This is a genomic window from Pseudoalteromonas sp. TB25, assembly GCF_000497995.1.
GTDB lineage: Bacteria > Pseudomonadota > Gammaproteobacteria > Enterobacterales > Alteromonadaceae > Pseudoalteromonas > Pseudoalteromonas distincta.
The window spans coordinates 1-24,954 of the sequence record NZ_AUTI01000344.1 but is presented as its reverse complement, the minus strand read 5'-3'; the positions used below and the strand labels follow the sequence as shown (position 1 = coordinate 24,954).

24 protein-coding genes and 3 pseudogenes are annotated in these 24,954 nt (G+C 38.6%); 23 read left to right on the top strand and 4 right to left on the bottom strand.

Annotated elements, in window-relative coordinates; all coding sequences use genetic code 11:
• The first annotated feature begins 75 nt into the window (after positions 1–75).
• The 3 genes and pseudogenes from L652_RS0114030 to L652_RS01000000123850 all read left to right on the top strand — a co-directional run bounded on the left by L652_RS0114030 (position 76) and on the right by L652_RS01000000123850 (position 2,272).
• Positions 76–375 (top strand): hypothetical protein, encoded by a 300-nt coding sequence (locus L652_RS0114030; protein ID WP_002963294.1) that lies wholly within the window; start codon positions 76–78, stop codon positions 373–375.
• Positions 372–806: an IS66 family insertion sequence element accessory protein TnpB gene (gene tnpB / locus L652_RS1000000124970; RefSeq protein ID WP_024596287.1), complete on the top strand. Its 435-nt coding sequence runs from the start codon at positions 372–374 to the stop codon at positions 804–806. The genes L652_RS0114030 and tnpB overlap by 4 nt, the downstream gene beginning before the upstream one ends.
• A pseudogene (locus tag L652_RS01000000123850) lies at positions 803–2,272 on the top strand (IS66 family transposase). Before tnpB ends, L652_RS01000000123850 begins: the two are co-directional and overlap by 4 nt.
• Before the next feature lie 199 nt (positions 2,273–2,471).
• Here the strand turns inward: L652_RS01000000123850 and L652_RS0114015 are convergent.
• Positions 2,472–3,869, bottom strand: a complete 1,398-nt coding sequence (locus L652_RS0114015; protein ID WP_024596890.1) for a heavy metal sensor histidine kinase — start codon at positions 3,867–3,869, stop codon at positions 2,472–2,474.
• Positions 3,859–4,545, bottom strand: coding sequence for a heavy metal response regulator transcription factor (locus tag L652_RS0114010; protein ID WP_024596891.1), 687 nt, complete (start codon positions 4,543–4,545; stop codon positions 3,859–3,861). The genes L652_RS0114015 and L652_RS0114010 overlap by 11 nt, the downstream gene beginning before the upstream one ends.
• A 166-nt stretch (positions 4,546–4,711) precedes the next feature.
• Between L652_RS0114010 and L652_RS0114005 the strand changes: the two genes are divergently transcribed.
• From L652_RS0114005 to L652_RS1000000125485, 8 genes and pseudogenes are all read left to right on the top strand, one after another.
• Positions 4,712–6,535, top strand: a complete 1,824-nt coding sequence (locus L652_RS0114005; RefSeq protein WP_024596892.1) for a copper resistance system multicopper oxidase — start codon at positions 4,712–4,714, stop codon at positions 6,533–6,535.
• Entirely contained in the window at positions 6,532–7,395 is an 864-nt protein-coding gene (locus L652_RS0114000) for a copper resistance protein B (RefSeq protein ID WP_024596893.1), read from the top strand. Before L652_RS0114005 ends, L652_RS0114000 begins: the two co-directional genes overlap by 4 nt.
• A 22-nt stretch (positions 7,396–7,417) precedes the next feature.
• The gene (locus L652_RS0113995) at positions 7,418–7,825 is read left to right on the top strand and encodes a copper resistance CopC family protein (protein ID WP_024596894.1); all 408 of its coding nucleotides are present in this window, start codon (positions 7,418–7,420) and stop codon (positions 7,823–7,825) included.
• Between the two features lie 11 nt (positions 7,826–7,836).
• On the top strand, positions 7,837–8,745 hold the full coding sequence (locus L652_RS0113990) for a CopD family protein (protein ID WP_024596895.1): 909 nt from the start codon (positions 7,837–7,839) through the stop codon (positions 8,743–8,745).
• A 20-nt stretch (positions 8,746–8,765) separates the two neighbouring features.
• Positions 8,766–9,254: a nuclear transport factor 2 family protein gene (locus L652_RS0113985; RefSeq protein WP_002963268.1), complete on the top strand. Its 489-nt coding sequence runs from the start codon at positions 8,766–8,768 to the stop codon at positions 9,252–9,254.
• Positions 9,255–9,263: 9 nt separating this feature from the next.
• The gene (locus tag L652_RS0113980) at positions 9,264–9,788 is read left to right on the top strand and encodes a DUF411 domain-containing protein (protein WP_024596896.1); all 525 of its coding nucleotides are present in this window, start codon (positions 9,264–9,266) and stop codon (positions 9,786–9,788) included.
• A gap of 142 nt (positions 9,789–9,930) precedes the next feature.
• Positions 9,931–10,440 (top strand): DUF305 domain-containing protein, encoded by a 510-nt coding sequence (locus L652_RS0113975; RefSeq protein ID WP_024596897.1) that lies wholly within the window; start codon positions 9,931–9,933, stop codon positions 10,438–10,440.
• Positions 10,441–10,473: 33 nt separating this feature from the next.
• A pseudogene (locus L652_RS1000000125485) lies at positions 10,474–10,590 on the top strand (glutaredoxin family protein); the annotation flags it as partial.
• Between the two features lie 16 nt (positions 10,591–10,606).
• Here the strand turns inward: L652_RS1000000125485 and L652_RS01000000123845 are convergent.
• Positions 10,607–11,753 (bottom strand): annotated as a pseudogene (locus tag L652_RS01000000123845) (IS3 family transposase).
• A gap of 39 nt (positions 11,754–11,792) precedes the next feature.
• Between L652_RS01000000123845 and L652_RS0113960 the strand changes: the two are divergent.
• Positions 11,793–12,521: a TonB-dependent receptor gene (locus tag L652_RS0113960; RefSeq protein ID WP_024596898.1), complete on the top strand. Its 729-nt coding sequence runs from the start codon at positions 11,793–11,795 to the stop codon at positions 12,519–12,521.
• A gap of 137 nt (positions 12,522–12,658) precedes the next feature.
• Here the strand turns inward: L652_RS0113960 and L652_RS0113955 are convergent, their stop codons facing one another.
• On the bottom strand, positions 12,659–12,913 hold the full coding sequence (locus L652_RS0113955; RefSeq protein ID WP_261765765.1) for a tyrosinase family protein: 255 nt from the start codon (positions 12,911–12,913) through the stop codon (positions 12,659–12,661).
• Positions 12,914–13,101: 188 nt separating this feature from the next.
• Here L652_RS0113955 and L652_RS0113950 point away from each other — a divergent pair, with 188 nt between their 5' ends.
• The 11 genes from L652_RS0113950 to L652_RS1000000124960 all read left to right on the top strand — a co-directional run bounded on the left by L652_RS0113950 (position 13,102) and on the right by L652_RS1000000124960 (position 24,757).
• On the top strand, positions 13,102–13,497 hold the full coding sequence (locus L652_RS0113950; protein WP_253951857.1) for a CopL family metal-binding regulatory protein: 396 nt from the start codon (positions 13,102–13,104) through the stop codon (positions 13,495–13,497).
• A 148-nt stretch (positions 13,498–13,645) separates the two neighbouring features.
• The gene (locus L652_RS0113945) at positions 13,646–14,170 is read left to right on the top strand and encodes a DUF411 domain-containing protein (protein ID WP_024596901.1); all 525 of its coding nucleotides are present in this window, start codon (positions 13,646–13,648) and stop codon (positions 14,168–14,170) included.
• The gene (locus L652_RS0113940) at positions 14,170–15,627 is read left to right on the top strand and encodes a TolC family protein (protein WP_024596902.1); all 1,458 of its coding nucleotides are present in this window, start codon (positions 14,170–14,172) and stop codon (positions 15,625–15,627) included. The genes L652_RS0113945 and L652_RS0113940 overlap by 1 nt, the downstream gene beginning before the upstream one ends.
• The gene (locus L652_RS0113935; RefSeq protein WP_024596903.1) at positions 15,627–17,441 is read left to right on the top strand and encodes an efflux RND transporter periplasmic adaptor subunit; all 1,815 of its coding nucleotides are present in this window, start codon (positions 15,627–15,629) and stop codon (positions 17,439–17,441) included. Before L652_RS0113940 ends, L652_RS0113935 begins: the two co-directional genes overlap by 1 nt.
• Before the next feature lie 18 nt (positions 17,442–17,459).
• Complete coding sequence (locus L652_RS0113930) at positions 17,460–20,597, top strand: efflux RND transporter permease subunit (protein WP_024596904.1); 3,138 nt, start codon at positions 17,460–17,462, stop codon at positions 20,595–20,597.
• A gap of 96 nt (positions 20,598–20,693) precedes the next feature.
• Positions 20,694–21,326, top strand: coding sequence for a hypothetical protein (locus L652_RS0113925; RefSeq protein WP_024596905.1), 633 nt, complete (start codon positions 20,694–20,696; stop codon positions 21,324–21,326).
• On the top strand, positions 21,326–23,176 hold the full coding sequence (locus tag L652_RS0113920; protein WP_024596906.1) for a 2Fe-2S iron-sulfur cluster-binding protein: 1,851 nt from the start codon (positions 21,326–21,328) through the stop codon (positions 23,174–23,176). The genes L652_RS0113925 and L652_RS0113920 overlap by 1 nt, the downstream gene beginning before the upstream one ends.
• A 32-nt stretch (positions 23,177–23,208) precedes the next feature.
• Positions 23,209–23,526, top strand: a complete 318-nt coding sequence (locus tag L652_RS0113915; protein ID WP_024596907.1) for a hypothetical protein — start codon at positions 23,209–23,211, stop codon at positions 23,524–23,526.
• Between the two features lie 266 nt (positions 23,527–23,792).
• Positions 23,793–24,107 (top strand): cytochrome c, encoded by a 315-nt coding sequence (locus tag L652_RS1000000125480; protein ID WP_343223433.1) that lies wholly within the window; start codon positions 23,793–23,795, stop codon positions 24,105–24,107.
• A 49-nt stretch (positions 24,108–24,156) separates the two neighbouring features.
• Positions 24,157–24,510 carry a hypothetical protein gene (locus tag L652_RS0113905; protein ID WP_024596908.1) on the top strand — a complete coding sequence of 118 codons (354 nt, stop codon included), beginning with the start codon at positions 24,157–24,159 and terminating at the stop codon, positions 24,508–24,510.
• Between the two features lie 58 nt (positions 24,511–24,568).
• On the top strand, positions 24,569–24,757 hold the full coding sequence (locus L652_RS1000000124960) for a hypothetical protein (protein ID WP_024596909.1): 189 nt from the start codon (positions 24,569–24,571) through the stop codon (positions 24,755–24,757).
• Positions 24,758–24,954 lie beyond the last annotated feature (197 nt).

The window sequence follows — 24,954 nt, the reverse complement described above, 5'->3', positions numbered from 1 at the left end:
CGTCTAGCAAAGTGCACCTGCCAGTAATTCGTCAAACCGATTAAGCTATTTCTTAATTTCAATTAGGAGATAGCCATGAGAAAAACACGTAGCCTTGAGCAGTGGCGTAACATTATCGAAGAACAACAAGCCAGCGATTTAACTATTACTGAGTTTTGCCAGCAACATGCCTTATCTAAAACAAGCTTTTATGCGGCACGAAGTAAGCTTAATACTGAATCCAGTCGTTTTGTTCAAGCAAAAGTCACTAAACACGTCGCCCCCACTGAACAGCAACTGCCGATCATGCTTACTATCGGCAGCGTGAAAATTAGCTTCCCACCCACAATGCCTGTCGCTTATTTGAGTCAATTGTTGCGTGAGCTTGCCTTATGAAAATGTTTGTTGAACCCGCGCGTATTTACTTGCATCGTGACGCCGTGGATTTTCGAAAGTCCATTGATGGTCTGGTCGCACTCGTTGAAAGCGAGCTTGAACGTGACGCTTACACTGGCGCATTATTTTTGTTCTGCAATAAATCGAAAGATAAACTCAAGCTGGTTTACTGGGATAAAACGGGGTTTGCTTTGTGGTACAAGCGTTTAGAAAAACAAAAGTTCAAATGGCCAAGTAAAGTCAGTTTGCAAGAATTTGAACTCAGTCCTGGGCAATTGGATTGGTTGTTGTCGGGATATGATGTGCTTGGTCATGAAGAATTGCAGTATCAATCGATCATATTGACAGTAAATGATCGTTGCCACACCGCCTGCTTTATCTTTGCGTCAAACAAGAAAACAACGTCAAATTCTGTTAAATTGCGAACATGAAAATTGATGCACACTTACTTCCTGACGACCTAGAACAACTCAAGCGCATGGTGCTTGAGTTGTTCTAGGTCGTTGCTGAAAAAGATGCGCAAATTCACGAATTACTGCAAGCTTATAACGCGAAGCTTGCCAAAGAGTACGCGAAGAAATCTGAAAAGATGCCCGGTGCTGGAGAGCGCTTCAATGAAGCAGAAAACATTCTTGATGAACATGATAAAGCGCTATTGGCCACATCGCCCTTAGTAAAGAAAGAAAAAGCCAAACCGAAACGCCGGCCACTGCCAGCACAGTTACCACGAGTCGAGGTGGTTGTTGACCTTGATGAGGATGAAAAAGTGTGTGATTGCTGTCAAAGCCCACTTCACAAAATGGGTGAAAGCAGCAGTGAAACACTCGAATTTGTGCCAGCGCATATCAAGGTTGTCAAAACTATTCGCCCTAAATATACGTGCCGTCACTGTGAGCGTGAAGGGATTGAAAGTGTAGTGAAAACGGCAAAAATGCCCGCAACACCTATTCCAAAAAGTATCGCCACGCCCAGTTTACTGAGCCAAATAATCATGTGTAAATACCAGTTTGGCTTGCCGCTTTATCGCCAAGAAACGTTATTTTCTGATATCGGTATTGAGTTGAGCAGGCAAACCATGTCGAGCTGGATGTTACGCTGTGCTGAATTGTTGTCACCGCTCTATCAGCGTTTAAAAGAAATCTTGTTATCTCAAGCAGTTATTCATGGCGATGAAACCTCGTTAAACGTTATTAACGCAGAGAAAGCGACCAGCTATATGTGGCTGTACTGTTGTGGCGATGATAAGCCGGGTAAAGACACTAATATTGTCCTGTTTGATTATCATAATAGTCGCGCGGCCCACTGTGTAGTTGGTTTTCTTGACGGTTATCAAGGCTACATGCACGTTGACGGCTACAAAGCATACGAGCAAACGAAGGCAACACTGGTTGCGTGCTTAGCTCATATACGCCGTAAGTTCATCGAGGCCAAAGGCAATAATAAAAAAACCGTTAAAGCGGATGTAGCACTTAACCTTATTCGCAAACTCTATGGTATTGAGCAAGCCATCAAAGGTAAATCGGTCAGTGAAAAATTCACCGTTAGGCAGCAAAAAGCCAAACCAATCGTTGATGAATTGTATCAATGGTTACTCAAACACAAAGATAAAATCCCTCCCCAAATGGCGCTAGGGAAAGCAATTACCTATGCGATAAACCAGTTTGAGAAATTCAGGCGTTACCTCGATGATGGCAGGCTCAGTATTGATAATAACCNATGGCTGTTCTCAAATACCAGTAATGGCGCGCATGCCAGCGCCATACTCTATAGTCTTGTTGAAACCGCAAAGGCAAATGATCTTGTAGTGCATGACTACATCTCAACGTGCTTGCAACATATTGCAGAGCAGCCAAGTAACCTTGAGCCACTGCTACCTTGGAATATTAAGCAAGGCTAGGTGTCGTTAGCTATACGCTTACGTAGCAGCAGGTAAATCATTCAGAGAAATAGCGAAGTACCTAAATTGCTCTTCTTAGACTACGAAACACCTGTGAAACGATTTAATCAGTGTACTGAATCGAGTGCTTTAACTCACAACACTTAGTTAAACTTCGCCAAAATGCTGAGAGCAAACATTGAGTTATTAATTTTAATAATTAGCTTTTAGCTAAATTAAAAAAAACTTTAAAGCTGGTAGTTTGATTATTTGAACTGACCTCTACATCACCACTGTTTGCTTGCGCTAGAGCTTTAACTATTGCAAGCCCTAAACCGGCTCCATCACTATGGCGTTGCCGAGACTTATCTGGTCGATAAAAGCGGTCAAATAAATAAGGTAAATGTGCAGAAGGTATTTTCTCGCCGGTATTACTCACACAGATACATACTTTTTCAACAGATGTTATTTCACTACTTACCGTAATTGATGACCCCTTCGGTGCATATCTTATAGCATTCGATAACAGGTTTGATAACAATTGACGAAAATGTAGTTTATCACAATAAAAACTGATGTTTTCACCTGCTTTATTAAGTATCAGCGATGATTCTTCAGCTAAAGCATCAAAATATTCAAACAGCGCTTCAATTTCTTCATGGCTGGATAAAATGTCTTGGGTTGGTTTAATTAGGCCGTTTTGGGTTTTTGCCAGCCAAAGCATGTCACTAACCATCTTAGTTAGTCGTTCCAACTCTTCTAGATTAGAAAATAATAACTCTTGGTACTCTTCGGATTGCCTTTTTTTAGATAGGCCAACCTGCGTTTGAGTTATTATATTGGTAAGAGGTGTGCGTAGTTCATGAGCAATATCACTAGAAAAATTTGATAGCCGGATAAATTCACCTTGAAGCCTGTCTAGCATTAAATTGAAAGATTGCACCATATTAACAAGCTCAATAGGCACTTTATTTTCATCAGGCCTTACATCCATTTTATTAGTTTGGATATCATGCATTTTCTGACTTACACCTCGTAAAGGGTTTAATCCTTGATGTATAGCAAACCAAGCCACCAATAAAATGAGTACAGCTGAACCAAACATAATAGCCCAAAGGCTTTGCTGAAATTGATTGAGAAAGTGTAAATGAAAGCTCATGTCTATCGCTGTAGTAATCTTGTATTGCTGTTGCCCAGTACTTAAATTATTCACCAGAGCTCGGTAGGTGTGAGTACCATTTTGCCATGAGATAATGTTGTTACTGTTAAAGCCAGTTGAAGCCTTTGCACTCATTGCAAAATCACTAAAATCTCGTTCAGAGCTTTGAAAAATGAGATCTCCTTTTGCAGTATTTACCTGATAGTAAACACCGTGATGACCCGCAACAGCGTTAGATAATTCATTTTTAAGCTTCAGGTTTGATTTATACTGTTGTGTTAAAACAAATTCAATAGATTGATTAATAACATGTAGTTCACTGCTATCTTGCTGAAAAAAATGATGCTTTATTGAACTATTTATTAAAAAAGCAACTAAAGTTAAGCACGCAATAACGGTTACAGCCACAAACAACACAACACGCATCGTAAGTGATAAAGGTCGTGACTTAATAGTCATCAGTTTCAACCTCTAATTTATAGCCCATACCACGAACTGTATGAATTAATTTAACAGTAAAGTCATCATCAACTTTTGCTCTTAGTCTACGAATGGCAACATCAATCACATTGGTGTCACTATCAAAATTCATATCCCATACTTGAGAAGCAATTAACGAACGTGGCAATACTTCACCTTCGCGCCGTAACAATAGTTCAAGTAAGCTAAACTCTTTATTACTCAATAAAATACGCTTGCCTGCACGTTGTATTTTTCGCTTTGGAATATCCATTTCTAAATCAGCAACGATCAGTATATCGTCAACTGTTTGCACTGCACGACGGCGAATAAGAGTACGTACTCTTGCTAAAACTTCAGCAAAAGCAAAAGGCTTTATTAAATAGTCATCAGCACCAAGTTCGAGCCCCTTTACTCTATCGTCTATGCTATCGCGAGCAGATAAAAATAGTACTGGGGTTTTGTTATCTGCTTCACGTAGCGACTGTAAAATTTTCCAACCTGATACGTCAGGTAACATAACATCAAGTATTATTACATCAAACAATTCGGTCATTGCTAGGTGATGACCGTCAAGACCATTGCGCGTCAAAGAAACCTGAAAACCAGCTTCACTGAGTCCCTGTTTTAAATAATCTCCCGTTTTTGCTTCATCTTCAACAACTAATAAGCGCATACTATTCCTTCATTAAAGTCCTAACAACTACCTCTGCAAATATTATGCAGTATCTGTCACTACAGCAACATGACACCAAGATTACAACTTTGTAATGTTCGCGTCATGTTAAAGACAGGTCTATTTTCTATACTCAATACATATTCTGCTATGAAGGAGTAAGGAAATGGGGTTTAAAAAGTCATCACAACAGGTTAGCACACCACGAAGACGATTTGTTCAAGGCTTAATTGCAGGAGGTGTACTTGCGGCTTTTCCGAGTGTATTACATGCTGCATCATCTTTAGTAGCAGGAACAATAACAGGCACTGTGCCCGAACTTAGCGGCGAAGTAATTGATCTCGTTATAGATGAATCGCCGGTTAACTTTACTGGCGTAATACGTATGGCGACAACTATCAATGGATCTATACCCGCCCCTACCTTGCGCCTCAAAGAAGGCGATGATGTTACTATTAGAGTAACAAATAAGTTATCAGTACCGAGTTCAATTCATTGGCATGGCATTATTTTACCGTATCAAATGGATGGCGTACCAGGTATCAGCTTTAAAGGCATTATGCCGGGCGAAACCTTTGTTTATAAATTTAAACTACAACAAAGCGGTACATATTGGTATCACTCACATAGTGGCTTTCAAGAAATGACAGGCATGTACGGTGCATTAATTATTGAACCGCGAGAAAACGATATTATTAGTGCAGATAACGAGCATGTTATTCAATTATCTGATTGGACTGATGATGACCCTATGGCTCTGTTCCGTAAATTAAAAGTACAGAGTGATGTATTTAACTTCAATCAACCCACTGTTCCAGAGTTTTTCGATGACGTTTCAAGCAGCAGTATTTCAAATGCTCTACAGCGCCGAAAAATGTGGAATCAGATGCGAATGAACCCTACAGACTTAGCTGATTTATCTGCATCAGCAATGACTTTTTTAATGAACGGTAGTACTCCAATGGCAAACTGGCGTGGATTATTTAAAGTCGGTGAAAAGCTTAGGTTAAGGTTTATTAATGGCTCTAGTAATAGCTTTTTTGACGTGCGTATCCCCGAGCTAAAACTGACGGTTGTACAAGCAGATGGGCAAAACGTTGAACCTGTGACAGTTGATGAATTTAGATTCGGCCCTGGTGAAACCTACGACGTAATTGTTGAGCCTAAAAATGATGCCTATACGATTTTTGCTCAAAGTATGGATCGCTCTGGTTACGCAAAAGGAACTTTATCAAGCTCGCCTAATATTGATGCGCCAGTACCTGCACTTGACCCTGTTGAGTGGTTAACGATGACCGATATGATGGGCAATATGACCCACGGCGGTGAGCATTCTGCAATGGCTGGTATGGCTGGCATGTCAGGTATGAACTCTAAAGAAATGGATCATAGCGCTATGGGTCACGGTGCAATGGCGATGGATCATAGCAAACATGGTATGTCTGAAAATCCATTAGCGGTTGCCAGCTCTAAAGTGCGTCATGCAAAAACGGAGTATGGAGCTTCAGTTGATATGCGCGTTGATATGCCTAGAACAAATCTTGATGATCCTGGTATTGGTTTACGTAAAAATGGTCGCCGAGTTTTAACACTTGCAGATTTACACTCACTTGAAGGGATCACTAACCAGCAAGAGCCAGAAGCTGAAATTGAGCTGCATTTAACCGGAAACATGGAGCGTTATAGCTGGTCATTTGATGGCTTAGAATTTGGTAAAAGCACGCCAGTGCATATGAAGCATAACCAACGTTTAAGAGTTATTTTACAAAACGATACCATGATGACGCACCCTATGCATTTGCATGGTATGTGGAGTGATTTAGAAAACGAGCAAGGTGATGTGCAAGTGCGACGTCATACGGTACCTGTTCAACCCGCACAAAGAATCAGCTTTTTAACCACCCCTCACGATGTAGGTCGCTGGGCTTGGCATTGCCATTTATTATTCCATATGGATGCCGGTATGTTTAGAGAGGTAGTCGTATCATGAAACAATTAAAACTATCTAAATCATTAGGTTTATTAATGTTAACTGGGGCTTCATTAATTAGCTTCCCTTTATTAGCGCAAAGTGAAATGGCACAAAAGAGTAGCGCTAAGATGCAACCACAAGGGGGAGATGCACCTAAAGATGCAAGAGACCCTCATGCTTACTCTGCGGGAACAACTTTAACAGAAGGCCCATATGCGCTTGAGGGCAATGAGCGATTAACACTCGCTGATGAGCATCCATTTTACGCATTACTAGGCGATCGTCTTGAATATAACGAGCAAGCAAACGCAGGTGTATTTGACTTACAAGCATGGTACGGCACTACCTTTGATCGATTGGTAATTAAAACCGAGGGTGATTTCAGCGAAGGAAGTATTGAAGAAAACCAAACCGATATTTTATGGGGTCACGCCGTATCAGCATATTGGGATACTCAAGCAGGTGTTCGTCTTGATTACAATAAAGAAGGTGAAAATCGGCAATGGTTGGCTTTTGGCTTACAAGGTTTAGCCCCTTACTGGTTTGAACTTGATATGACAGCGTACGTGGGTGAGCGAGGCAATACCGCATTTACGTTAGAGGCAGAGTACGAACTATTACTCACGCAAAAGCTAATTATACAACCGCGAGCCGAAATTACACTTTATGGCAAAAACGATAAACAAAACGAACTTGGAAGTGGCCTATCAAGCAGCGCGATTGGCTTTAGGGTTCGTTATGAATTTACACGCCAGTTTGCGCCCTATATTGGCGTTGAATGGAGCAATAAATTTGGTAATACCGCCGACTATGCCACATCAAGTGGACAAAGTAGCAACAACACCGCATTTGTTGCGGGTATTAAATTTTGGTTTTAATCATTTTAAATAAGAGGTAATTATGAAGTTTTTTAATTCTGCAGTAGCTATTTTAGGTTTAGTACTTACATTTTCCGCATCAGCGCATATATCACTCAAGCAATCAACACCTGCGCAAGAAGCCATGTTAATGAAAAGCCCAGAGCAACTTTCGTTAACTTTTGGTGGTGAAGTAAGGCTAGCAAAAGTCATCATCAAAGATGAAAAAAATAACTCAATAAACTTTGATTTCAAACCAAGCTCCACCCCAAGCACAGACTTTAGTTGGTCATTACCGAGCTTAGCCCAAGGGACTTACACGGTTAAATGGACAGCACTGGGTGGTGATGGACATAAAATGACCGACACGTTTAGATTTATGGTACACAAAAGTGAATCGCATAAGATGATGCAAGAACAATCTAATACCCACAGCAAACATAATCATTAAGTAGCAACATAATGCAATTAAGTGAATGGTCAGTACTCTTACTCTTATTAAAACTAGCAAGCTATATCGCAATTGCAGGGCTTGCGGGCACTTTATTAATGCGCTTTATGTGTGGCAACAGCAATGTTGCAGGGCATCACTTAATTAGTTTTTATCAGTTCTTAAAACGTTGGCAAATTACGTGCGTGGTTACAGGTAGTATTGCTGCACTTTTACAAGTACCAATAGAAGCTGGAGCAATGGCTGAATCAGGCTTTATGGGAATGTTTGACCCCTTTATGCTTGAAATTGTTTGGCAATCAGTCATAGGTGACCAAGCAACGTTTAGAATACCAGCGCTTATTATTGCTCTAATTAGCGCATGTATGTGGAATGTGAAATCAGATGATAACATAGCAGGTTATAAAAACGGTGCCGTTATACTAATCATGCTTGGGTTTATCGCTTATAGCTTCACTTTTACTGGGCACAGTGCAAATGAAAATGGGTTAGTGAAAAGTATTTTAACCTTTCACCTTATTGCAATAGCAAGTTGGGTGGGGTCACTGTGGCCACTATATAAAAGCTGTACCATATTATCTGTTCATGAAGTTAAGAAGGTAATGCACCTGTTTGGGCACTTAGCCATCATCGTTGTATTTGTGCTGCTTATTTCAGGTTTAGCGCTTTTGCTTAATTACCTGCATTCGTTATCAGCGCTGTTCACGTCAAGTTATGGGCAATTAATTTTGCTAAAACTGCTACTAGTGAGCGCGATGCTTATGATGGGGGCTTGGCACAAACTAATTTTAGTTCCGAGAATCACCCAAAAACAGCATGTAGGTACACTAAAACGTTCCATCAGTGTAGAAATGCTGATAGCTGCTTTTGTACTTATTACAACAAGCGTGTTCACCACACTTGTTGGTCCCCCAAATTAATTTAATAAAAAGAGAGCAACATGTTTAATAACTCTGCAAAAATAATCATAACATCGCTATTACTTTTTGGCGCATTGAACTCACTAGCTGTAAGCGCACACAAGAATGAGGAACATGCAAATGAGCGTGTGTTATTTGTTGGTACCGATACCCCAGCTGCGCAAGCAGTAAGTGCCTTTCACCAAGCATTAAATCAAAGTGATCAAAAAAAAGCTCGCTCATTATTAGCTGATAACGTCATTATTTTTGAAGGCGGAGGCGTTGAGCGTTCTGCCGATGAATATGCAAATCACCACATGCTAGCGGATATGAAATACCTCAGTTCGGTTAATAGCAAACTATTAGAACATCAGGTTTATATAAGTGGTGATATCGCTTACTCCATTTCGCGAAGTGAAACGATGGGCAGCTACAAAGGTAAAGCCATTAACACAACGGGTATGGAGTCAATGACTCTAAAAAAGACCCGCAATGGCTGGAAAATCACACATATTCATTGGTCAAATTAAGGAAGTAACATGCGATTAACGTACATAACAACTGCACTTTCAGTGATGTTGGCGGTGTCTATATCAGTAAAAAGTATGGAAAACCCACACAGTGTATTGCCGGTCCAAGAGGCCATAGAAAAAGATAAAACAGAGATTGAGTTGACAGTTTATAAAAGTAAAAACTGTGGGTGCTGTAAAAAATGGATTGAGCATATTAATGAAAGTGGCATTAAAACAAAAGCAATAGATGTTGCTGATATGGGGCTAATTAAAGCTCAATATCAAATAAAGCCAAATATGCGCTCATGCCATAGCGCTGTTTCAGCCGATGGGTATGTTTTTGAAGGGCACGTGCCAGCTAAATATATAAAGCAGTTTTTAGCTGAACAACACCCTCAGAAAACGATCGGGCTGACAGTTCCGGCAATGCCTGTTGGCACGCCAGGTATGGAGATGGGCAATCGTTTTCATAAATATAATATTGAAGTACTTACTCAAGATTCACAGCAACATACTTATAAGCATATCAGAAAATACGCAGTGCAGTTTTAACTCTTATGGCATAGTTATTGAATTAGCCGTAAGTATTAATGCGATGATTAAATATATAGTGGGCTTACGCCTTATAAATTGTAAGTAATACCCCTTAGTATAAATAAAATACAAGTTGAACAACTGAAAAGGAGCCATTGTAATGTCACAGTATTTAAAATTTTTCTTAATGATAGCCACATCAACATTAGTCATGTTTGTACTAATGTATTTGAATAGTTATCAGCTAAGCCATGTGTTTTTTAGTGAAACGCGTACCTATATGGCTATTTATATGGGGGCTGCAATGGCGGTAGTTATGCTGTTGTTTATGCTAAATATGTATAAGGATAAAAAGAAAAACAGCGTAGTTTTAGGGATCAGCATTATTAGCTTTGTAGGCGCATTATTTTTAGTACGTTCGCAAATAACGGTCAACGATCAGTCTTGGATGTCAGCCATGATACCGCATCATTCAATCGCTATACTGACTAGTGATAGAGCTAATATCAAAGACAAGCGCGTCCAAGAGCTTGCAACAAATATAATTGAAGCACAGCGTCGTGAGATTAAAGAGATGCAGTGGTTACTGAACGATATAGAAAAAAATGGCCTAGCAGAAACTCAGGAACAAGCACAACCTAGAGCTGTACCGGATTTTAATACTAAGTAAAATTTTATAAGAATACGTAAAAGGGAGCTAAACATGAGTAAATCAGCAGAGCTTTATAGAATGGCAACAGATGAGCATATTTGCCCATTTGGCTTAAAGTCAAAAGACCTTCTAGAACGCGAGGGTTATGATGTTAATGATCACTTATTGGACTTCCCAGCTTTCACTAGACAGTTTTTAACTCAGAATAGTACGCTTCCTCAAACTTAGCAGGTGAAACACCGCCTGTGTGTGAATGCCGCTTTCTTGGATTGTAAAACATTTCTATAAAATTGAATATCTCAGCTTTCGCATCTTCCCGTGTCGAATATATCTTACGCTTAACTATTCGCTTTTTAATCGTCGCAAAAAAGCTTTCAGCAACCGCATTATCATGACAGTTCCCAGCGCGGCTCATTGAAGGCACAAGATTATGTTCTTTCATAAATGCGAGATAATCAGCGCTACCGTATTGACTACCTTGATCACTATGCACCATTACGTCTGCCTTCGGTTGACGTTGATATACAGCCATCAACAGTGCCTTTATAACAAGGTGCTTATCCATATTTTTATCCATCGACCAACCCACAATACACCGAGAGAATAAATCCATTACTGTTGCCACATATAAAAAACCTTCATAGGTTCTTATGTAAGTAATGTCGCTCACCCATGATTGGTTTGGCGCTGGCGGGTTAAATTGACGCGCTAATAAGTTATCTGCAATCCGCGACGCCTTACCGCTTTTAATATGGCGACGCTTATATCCAATTTGCGCCTTAAGCTTATGTTGTCGCATAATCTTAGCAACACGGTTCACGCTGCATGCTCACCGGCTTCACGCAAGTCTGCATGTATCCAAGGGCTACCATACGTGCCACCACTGGCTACATAAAATTCTTTAATGAGTTTCAACAAGCGATTATCTTCAAGCGCTCTATCGCTTATAGGCTTTTTCAACCACGCATAAAAACCACTGCGGTGCAGCTTAAAAAGGCGGCACATCGTCGTAATAGAAAACTCATCTTGGTGATCACGAATGAAGCCGTACTTTACTCGGGGTTGCTGGCAAAGTACCTTGCGGCCTTTTTTAAAATATCCCGTTCCTCCGTGACACGTTTCAATTGCGCTTCTAATTAAGCGATCTTCAATTTTTCATCGGATGATTGAACGGACTTAGGTTTATCTGATAACTGGCTCCGCCAGTGATATAACGTTTTGGTAGAAATATCTAATCGTTCAGCGACTTCTGCAACTGAATATCCACGCTCAGTAATTTGTTTAACAGCCGCTTCTTTAAACTCTTGGGTATACCGTTTGCCTTTGCTCATAAAACACCTCTTATTAGAAGTTACAATGTAACTTATTGTGTGTCTAGTAAACTATGGGAAGTCCAGACTGATGAATTGGTCTTGTTGGGTGGCGTACAAAAAGGATTTGCTCCCCCTGCTCCAGGTAATGAAGATGCTACGAATGAAGAAAGTATGAATTATGAGTTTGGAGCTAGATTTAATAATGATAACGTCAATATAGAGGCTATTTTATTTCTATCTGATTATGACAATATGCATGGTAACTGTACTGAGAGCCAGAATTGTGACGATGAAAATATTGGCGATCAATATAATGCGGGTGAAGTAAAAGTATACGGAATTGAAATGAAAGCAGGTTACTTGGTTAATTTTGGAAATATAACCATGCCAATAGACTTTACCTACACTCGTTCCCAGAGTGAATTTTTGAATACATTCGAATCGGATTTCTGGGGGGATGTACAGTCTGGTGATGAATTTCCTTATGTTCCAGAAAATCAGTTTCAGTTTGTTATTGGTTTAGAAGGGGAGCAATGGCAATCAAATTTGTTAGTTCGTTATACTGGAGAAATGAGGACAGTGGCTGGTCGAGGTGCTATTAATGAAGGTATTGATGCCCATACTGTCGTTGATTTTGTTGCAAATTATGATTTAACTAAAAACCAACAAGTGAATTTCACCGTCGATAATTTATTAGACGAAAGCTATATGACATCACGTACTCATGGTTCAATTATGGTTGGAAAACCTCTAACTTTGAGCTTAGGCTACAAATACAACTTTTAAATGCTATTGTTGTTTTTTAGAGATATGTTGATGGTCATATTACCTGTTAAGTTGTTAAATGATTTTCAGCTTAACAGGTGATTTACCAACTGAAGAGTTCGTTCAGTGTACAAATTAAACTCTGCTGAGCTATACCGTTAGAAAGGATTAGGCCCTTCGTATTCATAGCTATCATCTCCAAGATTAGAAATATCATCTATAGTATCAATGTCATATATCACATCCCAGGGGGCAAGTTTTCTTTCTAAACCTTCTAAGTATGGTTTTTCTCCGGGGTTTCTCTTTTGCCATTCACTCCAAATCCTATCAATTTGAGCATGATGCATCCAAAAAATAGGATCATTAGGTGAAATCATAGGATTGCCCATATCGCCTCCAACCCAACCATTCAGCTCTACCTAAAACATCATCTGCTTCACCTGTGGTAATCGAAGGCTCATCCTAGGTTGTTAAAGACCTTCATAACACTAATATTTTCTTGCAGGTAGCTACTAAGTTATACTTTATTTATATTAATCTGTTGAAAGGTAGTGTTTATTATGCAATTATATGATTAATTGAAATATTTTGTTGGTTAGCTGTGAATTCTAATTTCTCTAAAACATTAATGGTACTGCTAGTCTGTTTGACCTTTGTTGGTCAAGCGGTTGCGTCTACTGTTATGTCTTATCATATGATGAGTATGAAGGGAAATAGTGGGCAGAAGCAAATGCAAAATATGTCAATGATGGACCATATTGACCATATTGACCATTCAATGATGAGTCATTCATCTGATGAGTCAGATGAAGCAGAAGATGACTGTTGTGTGAAAAGTTGTAGTTGTTTTACTGGGGGTTGCTCAAGTATCGCTACACTAATGAAAGACACAGGTGACAGTCTCTTTATTGATTTATCATCAAAAATATTCTCATATTCAAACTTGGCTCAAAGTCAATCATCATCATCTCTATATAGACCTCCAATACTAAGCTAAATACAGAATAATTGTGCCTAAAATTTGGCTCACTTATATGAAAATTATCTGTATTAGGCTTTTTGATCTCTGCGTTTAAGTATTTTTAAGCAAAATCAAGAATAACCTAATCAATTCAAATATTAATTGATATCCCTTTGGGGGGGTTATGTTTTCCAAAAAATTCACGTTAAAGGCTGTTGCAGCCTTTACTTTAGTCATTGCTATTGCAAGTTGTTCAAAAGAAGAAGTTTCAGTGACTTCATCTAAAACACAAAATGCTAAACCTCATCCTATTCTTTTAGAGGTTTATAAGAGTCCTACATGTGGTTGCTGCAAAAAATGGGTTAGCCATATAAATGAGCAAGGGTTCGAATCAAAAGTCCATAATTATCAAAATTTTACAGCGGTTAAAGAAGAGAAAGGAATAGAGCCTCGATACCGTTCTTGTCATACCGCTATATCAAAAGATGGTTATGCATTTGAAGGGCATGTTCCTGCCAAATTTATTCATAAATTTTTAAAAGAAAAACACGCTGACGATGTTATTGGATTATCTGTTCCTGCAATGCCAGCGGGAACTCCCGGTATGGAAGTAGGGGATAAATTTCAACCTTATAAAGTGTTATTACTTAAGAAAGGGGGCGCTTATGAGGTCTATGCCAGCGTTCAATCTTATGAGGAGCAGTTTTAATGAATAAATTAAAAGATATCAGAAGTTTAAGCGTGAAATGCTGTGCAGGTATGTTAGCTCTTACAGTGCTAACTGCAAATTCTGCTGATATTCCTACTATTACTTCTAGTTCAGCCTTAACTTTTGAAAAAGCTATCAAGTCTGCGCAGAAAAATGACCCATGGTTAACGGGAAATATTCATAAGCAAGCTGCTATTGAAGCGATGAGTACAGCCGTAGGTACATTACCAGACCCAAAAGTTTCGCTTGGTTTAGCAAACTTACCTGTTAATGGGTTTGATTTCGGGCAAGAGGGTATGACTCAAGCGAAAGTGGGTATATCTCAAATGTTTCCTCGTGGGGATACATTATTGATTAAGCGAGAACAACTCAAGATTGAAAGTGAATCATTCCCGTATCAACGAAAAGATCGAGAATCCAAAGTAGCTGTTACTGTTGGTAGCCTTTGGTTGAATGCATACAGAGTTCAAGAAAGTATTGCTTTAATTGAAAAAAACAGAGCGCTTTTTGAACAGTTAGCGGATATTGCAGAAGCAAGTTATTCGTCTGCTTTAGGTAAAACAAGACAGCAAGATATCGTAAGAGCGCAATTAGAGCTTACAAGGTTAGAAGATCGGTTAGATGTTTTAGGTCAACAACAAAACCGCTTTGAAGGTATGTTGTCTCAATGGTTAGCAGAATTTTCTATTGAGAATAATTCTCAAAGTGAAACTTATGTAGATGATGATTTTCAGCTCCATAATATTGTTTTGACTAAGCAATTGCCTCAGATTGACTTAGTAAATAGCAATATAGTTCTAAATAATAGCTGGTTACGCCCTAGTGAACTGGCTAAGTATATTGCTAACCACCCTTCACTTGTTGCAGTTGAAAAGAAAATTAAATCAACAAAAACTGGAATCAAATTGGCAAAGCAAAAATACAAACCTGAGTGGGGAGTAAATGCTAGTTATGGTTACCGTGATGATGATCCAATGGGAAATAGTCGAGCGGACTTGTTCTCTGTAGGGGTTACTTTTGACTTGCCGCTTTTTACAGATAATAGACAGGACAAAGAAGTTAAGTCAGCTATTTCAAAAACAGAAGCAATAAAAACTGAAAAACTATTATTGATGAGAAAATTGCTCGCATCATACTCCAGTGCCAAAGGGCGCTTACTTCGATTGAAAGATAGACAGAACTTATACAAAGACAAGCTACTGCCTCAAATCCACGATCAAGCTGAAGCTTCACTAACAGCCTACACCAATGATGATGGTGACTTTGCCGAAGTGGTTCGCTCACGAATCGCTGTATTAAATGCGGAAATAGATGAGTTAACTCTTAATGTCGAAGAGCAGAAGTTATTACTAGAACTTAATTACCTTTTTATAGGCAGCATAGATCCTGTCGTTAGTAACAATAATATGAATTTATCAAATAATAGTGGTTTCACTGTTATTTCGGGAGAAGAATAATGAACAACAATATTAAGCCAATAGTAATTGGCATGGTTATCGGTGGCTTTTTAACATTTGGGGTTTATAGTTTTATGGCCCCGACAAATAGTGGAGAAGCAAGCTCTGTTGTAACGGCTGAAAAGAAGCCGCTTTATTGGGTAGCTCCAATGGACGCGAACTACAAAAGAGATAAGCCAGGGAAATCACCAATGGGTATGGATTTAGTACCTGTATACGACGATGGTGGTAAAGGACCTGATGAAGGTCCCGGAACCATTCGTATCTCTCCTGATGTTGTAAATAACCTCGGTGTAAGAACGGCAATAGTTAGTTATAAATCATTGCACACCGAAATAAATACAGTTGGCTATGTTACTTATGATGAAGATAAGTTAGTTCATATTCATCCACGAGTACAAGGATGGATTGAAAAGCTATATGTTAAGGCTATTGGAGATCCTGTTAAGAAAGGGCAACCCCTTTATGAAATTTATTCCCCTGAATTAGTTAATGCCCAAGAAGAATTATTATTGGCATTAGATCGTAAAAATAGCCGATTAATAAGTGCGGCTGAAAATCGATTGTCAGCATTACAACTTCCAAAATCATCAATAGTAAAACTTAAGAAAACAAAGAAAGTACAGCAAACAATTACTTTTTATTCTCCACAAAATGGCGTGGTGGAAAACTTAAAAATACGTGAAGGATTTTATGTTAAGCCTGGCTCTACTTTAATGTCAATTGGTGATTTATCGGAAGTGTGGGTTGAAGCTGAGGTGTTTGAACGTCAAGCGGGTCAAGTCAAAACAGGCACCCCAGTAACCATGACTCTTGATTACTTACCAGGAAAAACATGGCAAGGAAAAGTTGATTATATTTATCCGACACTAGATGCAAAAACTCGTACAGTGAAAGTACGTCTTCGTTTTAAAAATGAAGATGGTGAATTCAAACCAAATATGTTTGCTCAAATTGCGATTCACACAACGGGTGATGAACAAGTTTTATTGATACCTAAAGAAGCACTTATTAGAACTGGAAACCAAGATAGAGTTGTTCTCGCCTTAGGTGAGGGGAGTTTTAAATCGGTTGCAGTATCTGTAGGTCGATACGATAGCGAAAGTGTTGAGATACTTGAAGGGGTGCGTGATGGGGAAAAAGTTGTTAGTTCTGCACAGTTCTTATTAGATTCAGAATCGAGTAAGTCTTCAGACTTCAAGCGAATGAATAGCGATGTTGATGAAGCGGATGCTTCAATGCCTTCTTCTGTTTGGGTTCAAGCTTCTATAGAGAGCATGATGGCAGATCATAAAATGTTAACTTTAGCTCATGAGGCGATACCTGAATGGGAATGGCCAGAAATGACGATGGATTTCATAGCATCGGACAGTGTCGATTTCTCATTACTTAGTGAAGGAATGAGTTTACATGTTGAAGTGACAAAAGAAGATAATGGTGATTATAAAATTAGCAACATCCATGTTCCTGACGACATGAGTGAAAGTGATACAAGCCAAGTAACTGAAGAAGTGTCAGATGACTCGTCAGCGACAGTTACTGGAACAATTAACTCGTTAATGATTGATCATGGAATGGTGAACATTAGTCGATCTGCTATTGAAAAATGGGGACGACCTGCGGCTACTTTAGATTTCATTACAGGGCACAATGTTAGCCTTGAAGGACTTTCTGAGGGGATGGAAGTTAAGTTTACTTTTGAAGTGCGTGGTGAACATTTTGTAATTTTTGAAATTGCCCCACTAGGGCAAGGTGATGAACAGGGTGAAACTTCTAGATTAGAAGCACCTGTTGTTGATCATTCAAACCACTAATATAGGAGTTAGATTATTATGATTGCTTCTATAATACGTTGGTCCGTTGGTAATCGATTTTTTGTATTACTCGCTACCTTTTTACTCGTAGGCATTGGTTTATATTCTGTTAATAAAACGCCTATTGATGCACTGCCTGATTTATCTGATGTGCAAGTAATTATTAAAACAAGTTACCCTGGTCAAGCCCCACAAGTTGTTGAAGACCAGGTTACCTATCCGATGACTACTGCAATGCTGTCAGTTCCTGGCGCTGTGACTGTTCGAGGTTATTCTTTTTTTGGTGACTCTTACGTGTATGTCATCTTTGATGAAGATACAGATTTGTATTGGGCGCGTTCGCGAGTACTTGAATATTTAAGTCAAGTAGCCCCTAGCTTACCCAGCAATGCACGACCGCAATTAGGACCTGATGCTACAGGCGTAGGTTGGGTATATTTATACGCCTTAGTTGATAAAACGGGTCAACAAGACTTAAGTCAATTGCGCAGTTTACAAGATTGGTTTTTAAAATATGAATTGCAAACTGTCCCTGGCGTATCAGAAGTTACTGCACTTGGCGGTATGGTTAAGCAATACCAAGTAAGAATTAATCCTGAAAAATTAAGAGCATTTGGGATCCCTCTTTCACATATTCAAATGGCTATTAAGCAAGGTAACCAAGAGATCGGGGCATCTGTTGTTGAAATGGCAGAAGCCGAGTACATGGTTAGAGCAACTGGTTATCTCAAAAGTGTTGAAGATTTAGAGAATATACCTTTAGGAGTAAATGAAAATGGCACACCTCTATTACTAAAAGATGTTGCAGATATTGGGACTGGCCCACAAATGCGTCGAGGTATCGCTGAGCTTAACGGTGAAGGAGAAACTGTTGGTGGTATCGTCGTTATGCGCTTTGGAGAAAATGCTCAGCAAGTCATTAATGGTGTTAAAGAAAAGCTAGAGCAACTAAAGAAAGGCTTACCTGAAGGGGTTGAAATTGTTCCTGTTTATGATCGCTCTGCATTAATTGAAAGGGCTGTTGATAACTTAGCTTATAAGCTATTAGAAGAATTTGGCGTTGTGGCGCTAGTTTGTATCATTTTCTTATTTCATGTCCGCTCGTCACTAGTCGCCATTGTGAGTTTACCTGTAGGGATATTGACGGCATTTATCGTTATGCATATGCAAGGTCTTAATGCGAATATTATGTCGCTAGGAGGAATTGCAATTGCGATTGGTGCCATGATCGACGGTGCTATTGTAATGATAGAAAATATGCACAAGCACATGGAAAAAACACCGTTAACTAATGAAAACCGCTGGAAAATAGTAGTGGAGTCGGCCAGTGAAGTTGGTCCTGCTCTATTCTTTAGCTTGTTAATTATTACGGTGAGTTTTGTTCCTGTTTTTACCTTGGAAGCTCAAGAGGGGCGAATGTTTGCTCCGCTTGCCTTTACTAAAACGTATGCGATGGCAGCATCAGCGGCATTAGCGATTACATTAGTCCCTGTACTGATGGGGTATTTTATAAGGGGTAAGGTTTTACCTGAGCATAAAAACCCGGTGAATCGCTTTTTAACCTTTATCTATATGCCTGCTCTAAAAACGGTATTACTTTTTCCAAAGACAACTTTAGTAGCAGCATTGGCAGTTCTTGCTATTGGTATATATCCACTTGACAAGATTGGTAGTGAATTTATCCCTCCACTTGATGAAGGTGACTTAATGTATATGCCTACAACTTATCCTGGTATTTCGATAGGGCAAGCACGTCAACTGTTACAACAAACGGATAAGCTGATTAAAACAGTTCCAGAAGTTAAAACTGTGTTTGGTAAAGTAGGTAGAGCGGAAACTGCTACTGATCCAGCGCCTTTAACAATGATTGAAACTTTTATTCAATTAAAGCCTCGTTCAGAGTGGCGAGAAGGTGTTACTACTGAGAGTTTGAAAAAAGAGCTAGATGGTTTAGTTAAGCTCCCTGGGGTAACTAATGCGTGGGTGATGCCAATAAAAACACGTATTGATATGTTAGCTACGGGTATTAAGACACCTGTTGGTATTAAAGTCGCAGGACCTGACTTATCGGTAATTCAGGACATCGGCAAACAATTAGAAGTTATTTTGAAAGATGTACCTGGAACAGCATCAGTATATTCAGAGCGTGTAGCTGGTGGGCGTTACGTTAAAGTTGATATACAACGCGCTAAAGCAGCTCGTTATGGTTTAAATATTAGCGAAATTCAGCAGGTTGTTGCTACGGCCATTGGTGGTATGAATGTCACCAAAACTGTTGAAGGCTTAGAACGCTATCCAGTGAGTTTACGTTACCCACAAGACTATCGTGATTCGCCTGAAACATTATCTTTGCTACCAATAGTGACACCAAATGGGCAAAGGATCTCATTAGGCGATGTTGCGAATGTGCTCGTTGAAGACGGCCCTCCGGGAATAAAGTCAGAAAATGCAAGATTAAATGGTTGGGCATTTGTAGACATTGAAGGTGTGGATGTTGGTAGTTACGTTGTTGATGCACAAAAGGTTGTTGAAGATAAGCTAAAACTTCCTGCTGGCTACTCAATTGCGTGGGCTGGTCAATATGAGTATATGCAACGTGCCAAAGCTAAATTGACTTATGTAGTGCCGTTAACCTTGTTCATTATTATTATTCTACTTTATCTGAACTTCAGAAATGTTATTGAAGTGGCAATGATCATGGGAACTCTACCTTTGGCTATGGTGGGTAGTATTTGGTTGATGTATATCCAAGGCTACAACTTCTCTGTCGCTGTAGGTGTTGGTTTTATCGCGCTAGCGGGGGTTGCTGTTGAGATAGGTGTGATTATGTTGGTTTATTTGAATCAGGCTTATCACGAAATGATTAATGATCATCAGTCAAAGGATATTTCAACAACGAAGGCTGATGTCCTTCAAGCGGTGTTACATGGTGCAGGCTTACGTGTACGTCCTGTCATGATGACCGCAGCAGCTATAATCGTTGGCTTATTGCCAATATTATATGGCACAGGTACTGGTTCTGAAGTGATGAGTCGTATTGCAGCACCTATGGTTGGTGGAATGCTAAGTGCGGTGATTTTAACTTTACTTGTTCTACCTGCATTATTTTATTTGTGGCGTTCGTCATCGATTAAAAATGTTTCGAGCAAGGCATAGAGCATGAAAACGTTGAAGGTTAGCCGGAAACTTCATCGGTGGTTGATGTTGTTTTTAGGCTTGCAGTTTTTGATTTGGTCGATATCAGGTGCCTATATGGTTATTTTTGATATTGACTATATTCATGGTGATAGTTTGGTGGTTAATCACCAAGCTAAAGTTAATGTGGATGAAATTACTTACCCATTATCTGCATTAGCTAAGCAATATCCTGACGCAAAAAACATTGCCGTAGAAGTTTTTATAGACCAAGCCGTTTATCGTTTTACAGAGCATGACGAAAAATATGTTGTAAATGCTAGTAATGGGGAGAAGATTTCTCCCTTAAACAAAGTCGTAGCTATTAGCGCTGCAAAACACTATTACAGTGGTGATGGTGCGGTCCTTGAGTCTGAATTGATTACAGAAAATCCACCGTTTGAATTAAGCCGTCGAGCATTACCTGCTTGGCGGGTTAACTTTGATGATTTTGGCAGTCCGTCGATATATGTTTCAGCTCAAACAGGAAAGCTTGTCAGTAAGCGACATGAATTTTGGCGAATCTTTGATTTGATGTTTAGTTTGCATGTCATGGATTACGAAGAAGAAGATCCAAGTAATAAACTACTTTTTTGGTTCACACTTTTTTCTATTTTTGCGGCAATTACTGGTGGTGTATTGAGTTACTTTGTTATTTTCAAAAACAGAGTAAAAAATACATTAGATAAAAGTATGGGAGTAGCTAGATAATGTTATTCCTTAAAAAGCTACATAAGTGGCTATCCTTGTTGGTTGGCCTACAACTACTAGTATGGTTAGGAACAGGCTTATATTTTAATTTGATGGATCATCAAAAGGCTTCAGGAAATCAATATAAACAAACTCCCGTTGTTGCCCAAGTTGATATTAATAGGTTAGTTGAACCACAACTTGTCTTATCTCAATCAAAACAAGTCGTATCGTTAAAACAAATATCACTATTAGAGCACCCTTACTATTTGTTAACTCATAATAAAGGTTTATATAGCCATTTTGACAATGACTACTCTTTGGTTGATGCGTACACCGCTGAGCCAGTCGTTATTGATGAAACTATGGTTAGAAAACTGGCCCAATCTTCCTACAATGGTAAAGGTGTGATTAAAAATGCAGTTAAATTATCACCTCCATATGAAGATATACCTCGTGAGCAAAATGAAGTGTGGCAAGTTAACTATGCTGATTATATTCAAACTAGCGTTTATATTGATGCTGGTTCTGGTCGAATAATTAAACATAGTAATGATGATAAACGGTTTGTTGATATTTTCTTTATGCTTCACTTTATGGATTATGGCACTGAAGGAAGCTTCAATAATGTTCAAATCATTTTATTTTCTCTTTTCACGCTTTTCTTTTCCTTAACTGGCTTTATTTGGACTATTGAGCTGCTCTTTAATGGTCAATACAAAGTTCGCTTTGGCAACAAAAGTCGAACTTTGGCGCTATTTGATAAAGATCTGGAGCCTATCGGGGAATTCGATTTAGCTACTAATACCAACTTACTTGACGGTTTAATTAATCATGATATTGCTTTGTCATCAACCTGTGGCGGTGGCGGGACTTGTGGCCAATGTAAAGTACGTCTTGATAGCAGTGTTAAAGTCACTTCAGCAGAGCATGTACTTTTAACAAAGGAACAATTGCAACAAGGTTACAGATTGGCTTGTCAACATGATGCAACAGAAACAAAGAGGTTAACATTAATTGACGTTACTAAAGCCAAAAAATACCTTCTTGAATTAACGCATAGTGAGTTTATTAGTCCCTATATAAAAGAGTTGCGTTTTAAAGTGCTTGGTGGTGAGAAATTAAAATTCAAAGCAGGTGCTCATCTTCGTTTCTATATACCACCAGCTAAAGGAGTATCTATACCAGCGCGTCTTCCTGACGCTTTCAAATACCATTGGCGTGGTATTGAGTATTTAGAGTATGAGCATCAAGCTTGTAGTCGAAGCTATTCTCTAGCTAATGGTGATGGGCAGATTGAAGCTGGTACTAACGAGTTAAAGTTTACCGTCAAAATTCAAAATGCTCCAAATAAAAGTATATATCCCGGTGTAGGTTCTAGCTACATATGCAATTTGGGGCTAGGGCAAACAATAGAAGCGGCTGGCCCATTTGAAGATTTTTACGCTAAACCTTCAAGTAATAAAACAATGATGCTCATCGGAGCAGGCTCTGGAATGGCACCATTGAAATCATTGATTGAAGAGCAATTGTGCTTCCGCCAAAAAGAAAGAAAGGAAGCTAGAGGTATCTATTTTTTCTATGGTGCTAGAACTGAGGAAGACTTGTTATATAAAGATGAGCTTTACAGGCTATCTAGAAAATATCCAAACTTTTATTACTACCCTGTTCTGTCCAGGCCGCATAACAACTGGTCAGGAGCAAAGGGGTATGTTCAAGATTTACTCACATCAAATATTGACAAAATTTGCCAAATTGATGGTGTCGAATTTTATCTATGCGGCCCACCAAATATGATGTCTGCAACGATAAACCTTTTAAAAACCAAGAATGTTGATGCAACTAATATTGCATTCGATGAATTTAAATAAATTAATCTTAATCAAAAACGTAGGAGAAAACCATGAAAACTAACTTTATTAAAACTGTAGGAAAAATCGCTTTGATATTAGTACCAGCAATTACTTTATCAATGAATGCATCCGCTCATGATCCAGCAATGCATGCAAAAAAAGCAGAAAAAGCTGATTGTAGCAAAATGGATCATAGCAAGATGGATATGAAAGACCCTGTTGCAGTTGCAATGATGAAAAAGTGTATGAAGCAATCAAAATCTTCAATGGAGAAAATGGATCACAGCAAAATGAAAGAAATGGATCACAGTAAAATGGAAAAAAAGGAAAATAAAAAAGCTAATAATGATGATCACCAGAACCATTAATTAAATATTAAAAGTCACTTAATTGAAGCTCGTATTAAGTGACTTTTAAAGTAAGGAATTGTTATGAAAGCTCTTAAAATTCTATTGATATTATTGCTATTGGGAGGAGCTAGTGCAGCCACTGTCATGTATTCAGGGATAGTGAATNAGATGAACCTCACAGTGATATTGTTTATTGGCTTCTTGAAGAAACTAGGGAGGCATCCATAAAGAAATCGGCTCAACATATCAAAGTACCTGATTTGGAAAGTCCTGAGTTGTTGTTAATGGGAGGAGCAGATTATGAATATATGTGCTCAAGCTGTCATCTAAAACCTGGATTAGAAGAAAGTGATATGAGCATTGGGCTGTATCCTCAACCACCTAATTTAAGTATTTCGCATGAAACTCATCAACACGGTACTGATGAAGAGCTTGCAAGGCAGAATTTTTGGGTGATTAAACACGGCATAAAAGCTTCAGGGATGCCAGCTTGGGGTAAAACTCACAGTGATGAAAGAATATGGGCCATGGTTGCTTTTATTAAGCGATTACCGACTTTAACGCCTGAGCAATATCAAGTACTAACAGCCATAGATTAATGAGGAAAGACAGAAACAAAATGAAAAAAATTTCGATAATGCTAACAACATGATTGAAAAATACTTGTATTTTGAGCCTACAATCTATGTTCCTTACGACCTTGATTTACGAGATAAAAACGCTATCAAGTTAACAAGAATGTGGGTAGAGAATGGACAGGAAGTTGATATTCCAAGGTTATTTTATAAGTTTGTTCGACTACCAAACAAAAATTATTTAAAGGCTCAATTTAAAAAATCATTACACATGGAAATTTCGAAACTTGTAGATACTGAAGGTGTCATAACTTTGCATATGCAATATGAAATTAACTTTCAAGGAGAAGAGCCTTTAAAAGTTTTCCATAAACAAAGCTTAAATTTTCAATCTAGCAATCAGCGCCATAAAATCATTAATCATTAATCATTAATCATTAATCATTAATCATTAATCATTAATCATTAATCAGTATTCATCTTCAATGGCATTGCCAGCAATGTTTGGCAAAGAAGGTTTGTCTTTAGCTAAGGCTGAAGAGACTCATGATACTAGTAAAACAATTTTACAAATAGGTTTACTAGACGAAGATAAATCACGTAGAACTTGGTGTGTTGAAACGCTTAATAGATTACACCCAAACACTGATTTAAAACATGGTGTTTTACATTAATAGTTAACGTTGGAATACAGCAGTAAGTTATGGCAAACGAAGAAAATAATATCAAATCAAATTCTGAAAATGACAATTTCTTTATTAGAAATACTCACCTAATGATTGCTATATTGTGGGGGCTCTGTGGCCTTGGAATATATTTTTACAATTATTAAATTCAGCTAGCTATTCACTATAAATAACGGTTGGAATAA

Excerpts from the sequence above, each read along its gene's own strand:
- L652_RS0113940 (WP_024596902.1), top strand. The coding sequence starts at position 14,170 with ATGAATAAATTAAAAGATATCAGAAGTTTAAGCGTGAAATGCTGTGCA.
- L652_RS0113905 (WP_024596908.1), top strand. The coding sequence starts at position 24,157 with ATGATTGAAAAATACTTGTATTTTGAGCCTACAATCTATGTTCCTTAC.
- L652_RS1000000124960 (WP_024596909.1), top strand. The coding sequence starts at position 24,569 with ATGGCATTGCCAGCAATGTTTGGCAAAGAAGGTTTGTCTTTAGCTAAG.
- L652_RS0114010 (WP_024596891.1), bottom strand. The coding sequence starts at position 4,545 with ATGCGCTTATTAGTTGTTGAAGATGAAGCAAAAACGGGAGATTATTTA.
- L652_RS0113925 (WP_024596905.1), top strand. The coding sequence starts at position 20,694 with ATGGTTATTTTTGATATTGACTATATTCATGGTGATAGTTTGGTGGTT.
- L652_RS0113995 (WP_024596894.1), top strand. The coding sequence starts at position 7,418 with ATGAAGTTTTTTAATTCTGCAGTAGCTATTTTAGGTTTAGTACTTACA.
- L652_RS0113975 (WP_024596897.1), top strand. The coding sequence starts at position 9,931 with ATGTCACAGTATTTAAAATTTTTCTTAATGATAGCCACATCAACATTA.
- L652_RS0113985 (WP_002963268.1), top strand. The coding sequence starts at position 8,766 with ATGTTTAATAACTCTGCAAAAATAATCATAACATCGCTATTACTTTTT.
- L652_RS0113980 (WP_024596896.1), top strand. The coding sequence starts at position 9,264 with ATGCGATTAACGTACATAACAACTGCACTTTCAGTGATGTTGGCGGTG.
- L652_RS0113930 (WP_024596904.1), top strand. The coding sequence starts at position 17,460 with ATGATTGCTTCTATAATACGTTGGTCCGTTGGTAATCGATTTTTTGTA.
- L652_RS0113935 (WP_024596903.1), top strand. The coding sequence starts at position 15,627 with ATGAACAACAATATTAAGCCAATAGTAATTGGCATGGTTATCGGTGGC.
- L652_RS0114015 (WP_024596890.1), bottom strand. The coding sequence starts at position 3,869 with ATGACTATTAAGTCACGACCTTTATCACTTACGATGCGTGTTGTGTTG.
- L652_RS0114000 (WP_024596893.1), top strand. The coding sequence starts at position 6,532 with ATGAAACAATTAAAACTATCTAAATCATTAGGTTTATTAATGTTAACT.
- L652_RS0113945 (WP_024596901.1), top strand. The coding sequence starts at position 13,646 with ATGTTTTCCAAAAAATTCACGTTAAAGGCTGTTGCAGCCTTTACTTTA.
- L652_RS0113920 (WP_024596906.1), top strand. The coding sequence starts at position 21,326 with ATGTTATTCCTTAAAAAGCTACATAAGTGGCTATCCTTGTTGGTTGGC.
- L652_RS0114030 (WP_002963294.1), top strand. The coding sequence starts at position 76 with ATGAGAAAAACACGTAGCCTTGAGCAGTGGCGTAACATTATCGAAGAA.
- L652_RS0113915 (WP_024596907.1), top strand. The coding sequence starts at position 23,209 with ATGAAAACTAACTTTATTAAAACTGTAGGAAAAATCGCTTTGATATTA.
- L652_RS1000000125480 (WP_343223433.1), top strand. The coding sequence starts at position 23,793 with ATGGGAGGAGCAGATTATGAATATATGTGCTCAAGCTGTCATCTAAAA.
- L652_RS0114005 (WP_024596892.1), top strand. The coding sequence starts at position 4,712 with ATGGGGTTTAAAAAGTCATCACAACAGGTTAGCACACCACGAAGACGA.
- L652_RS0113990 (WP_024596895.1), top strand. The coding sequence starts at position 7,837 with ATGCAATTAAGTGAATGGTCAGTACTCTTACTCTTATTAAAACTAGCA.
- tnpB (WP_024596287.1), top strand. The coding sequence starts at position 372 with ATGAAAATGTTTGTTGAACCCGCGCGTATTTACTTGCATCGTGACGCC.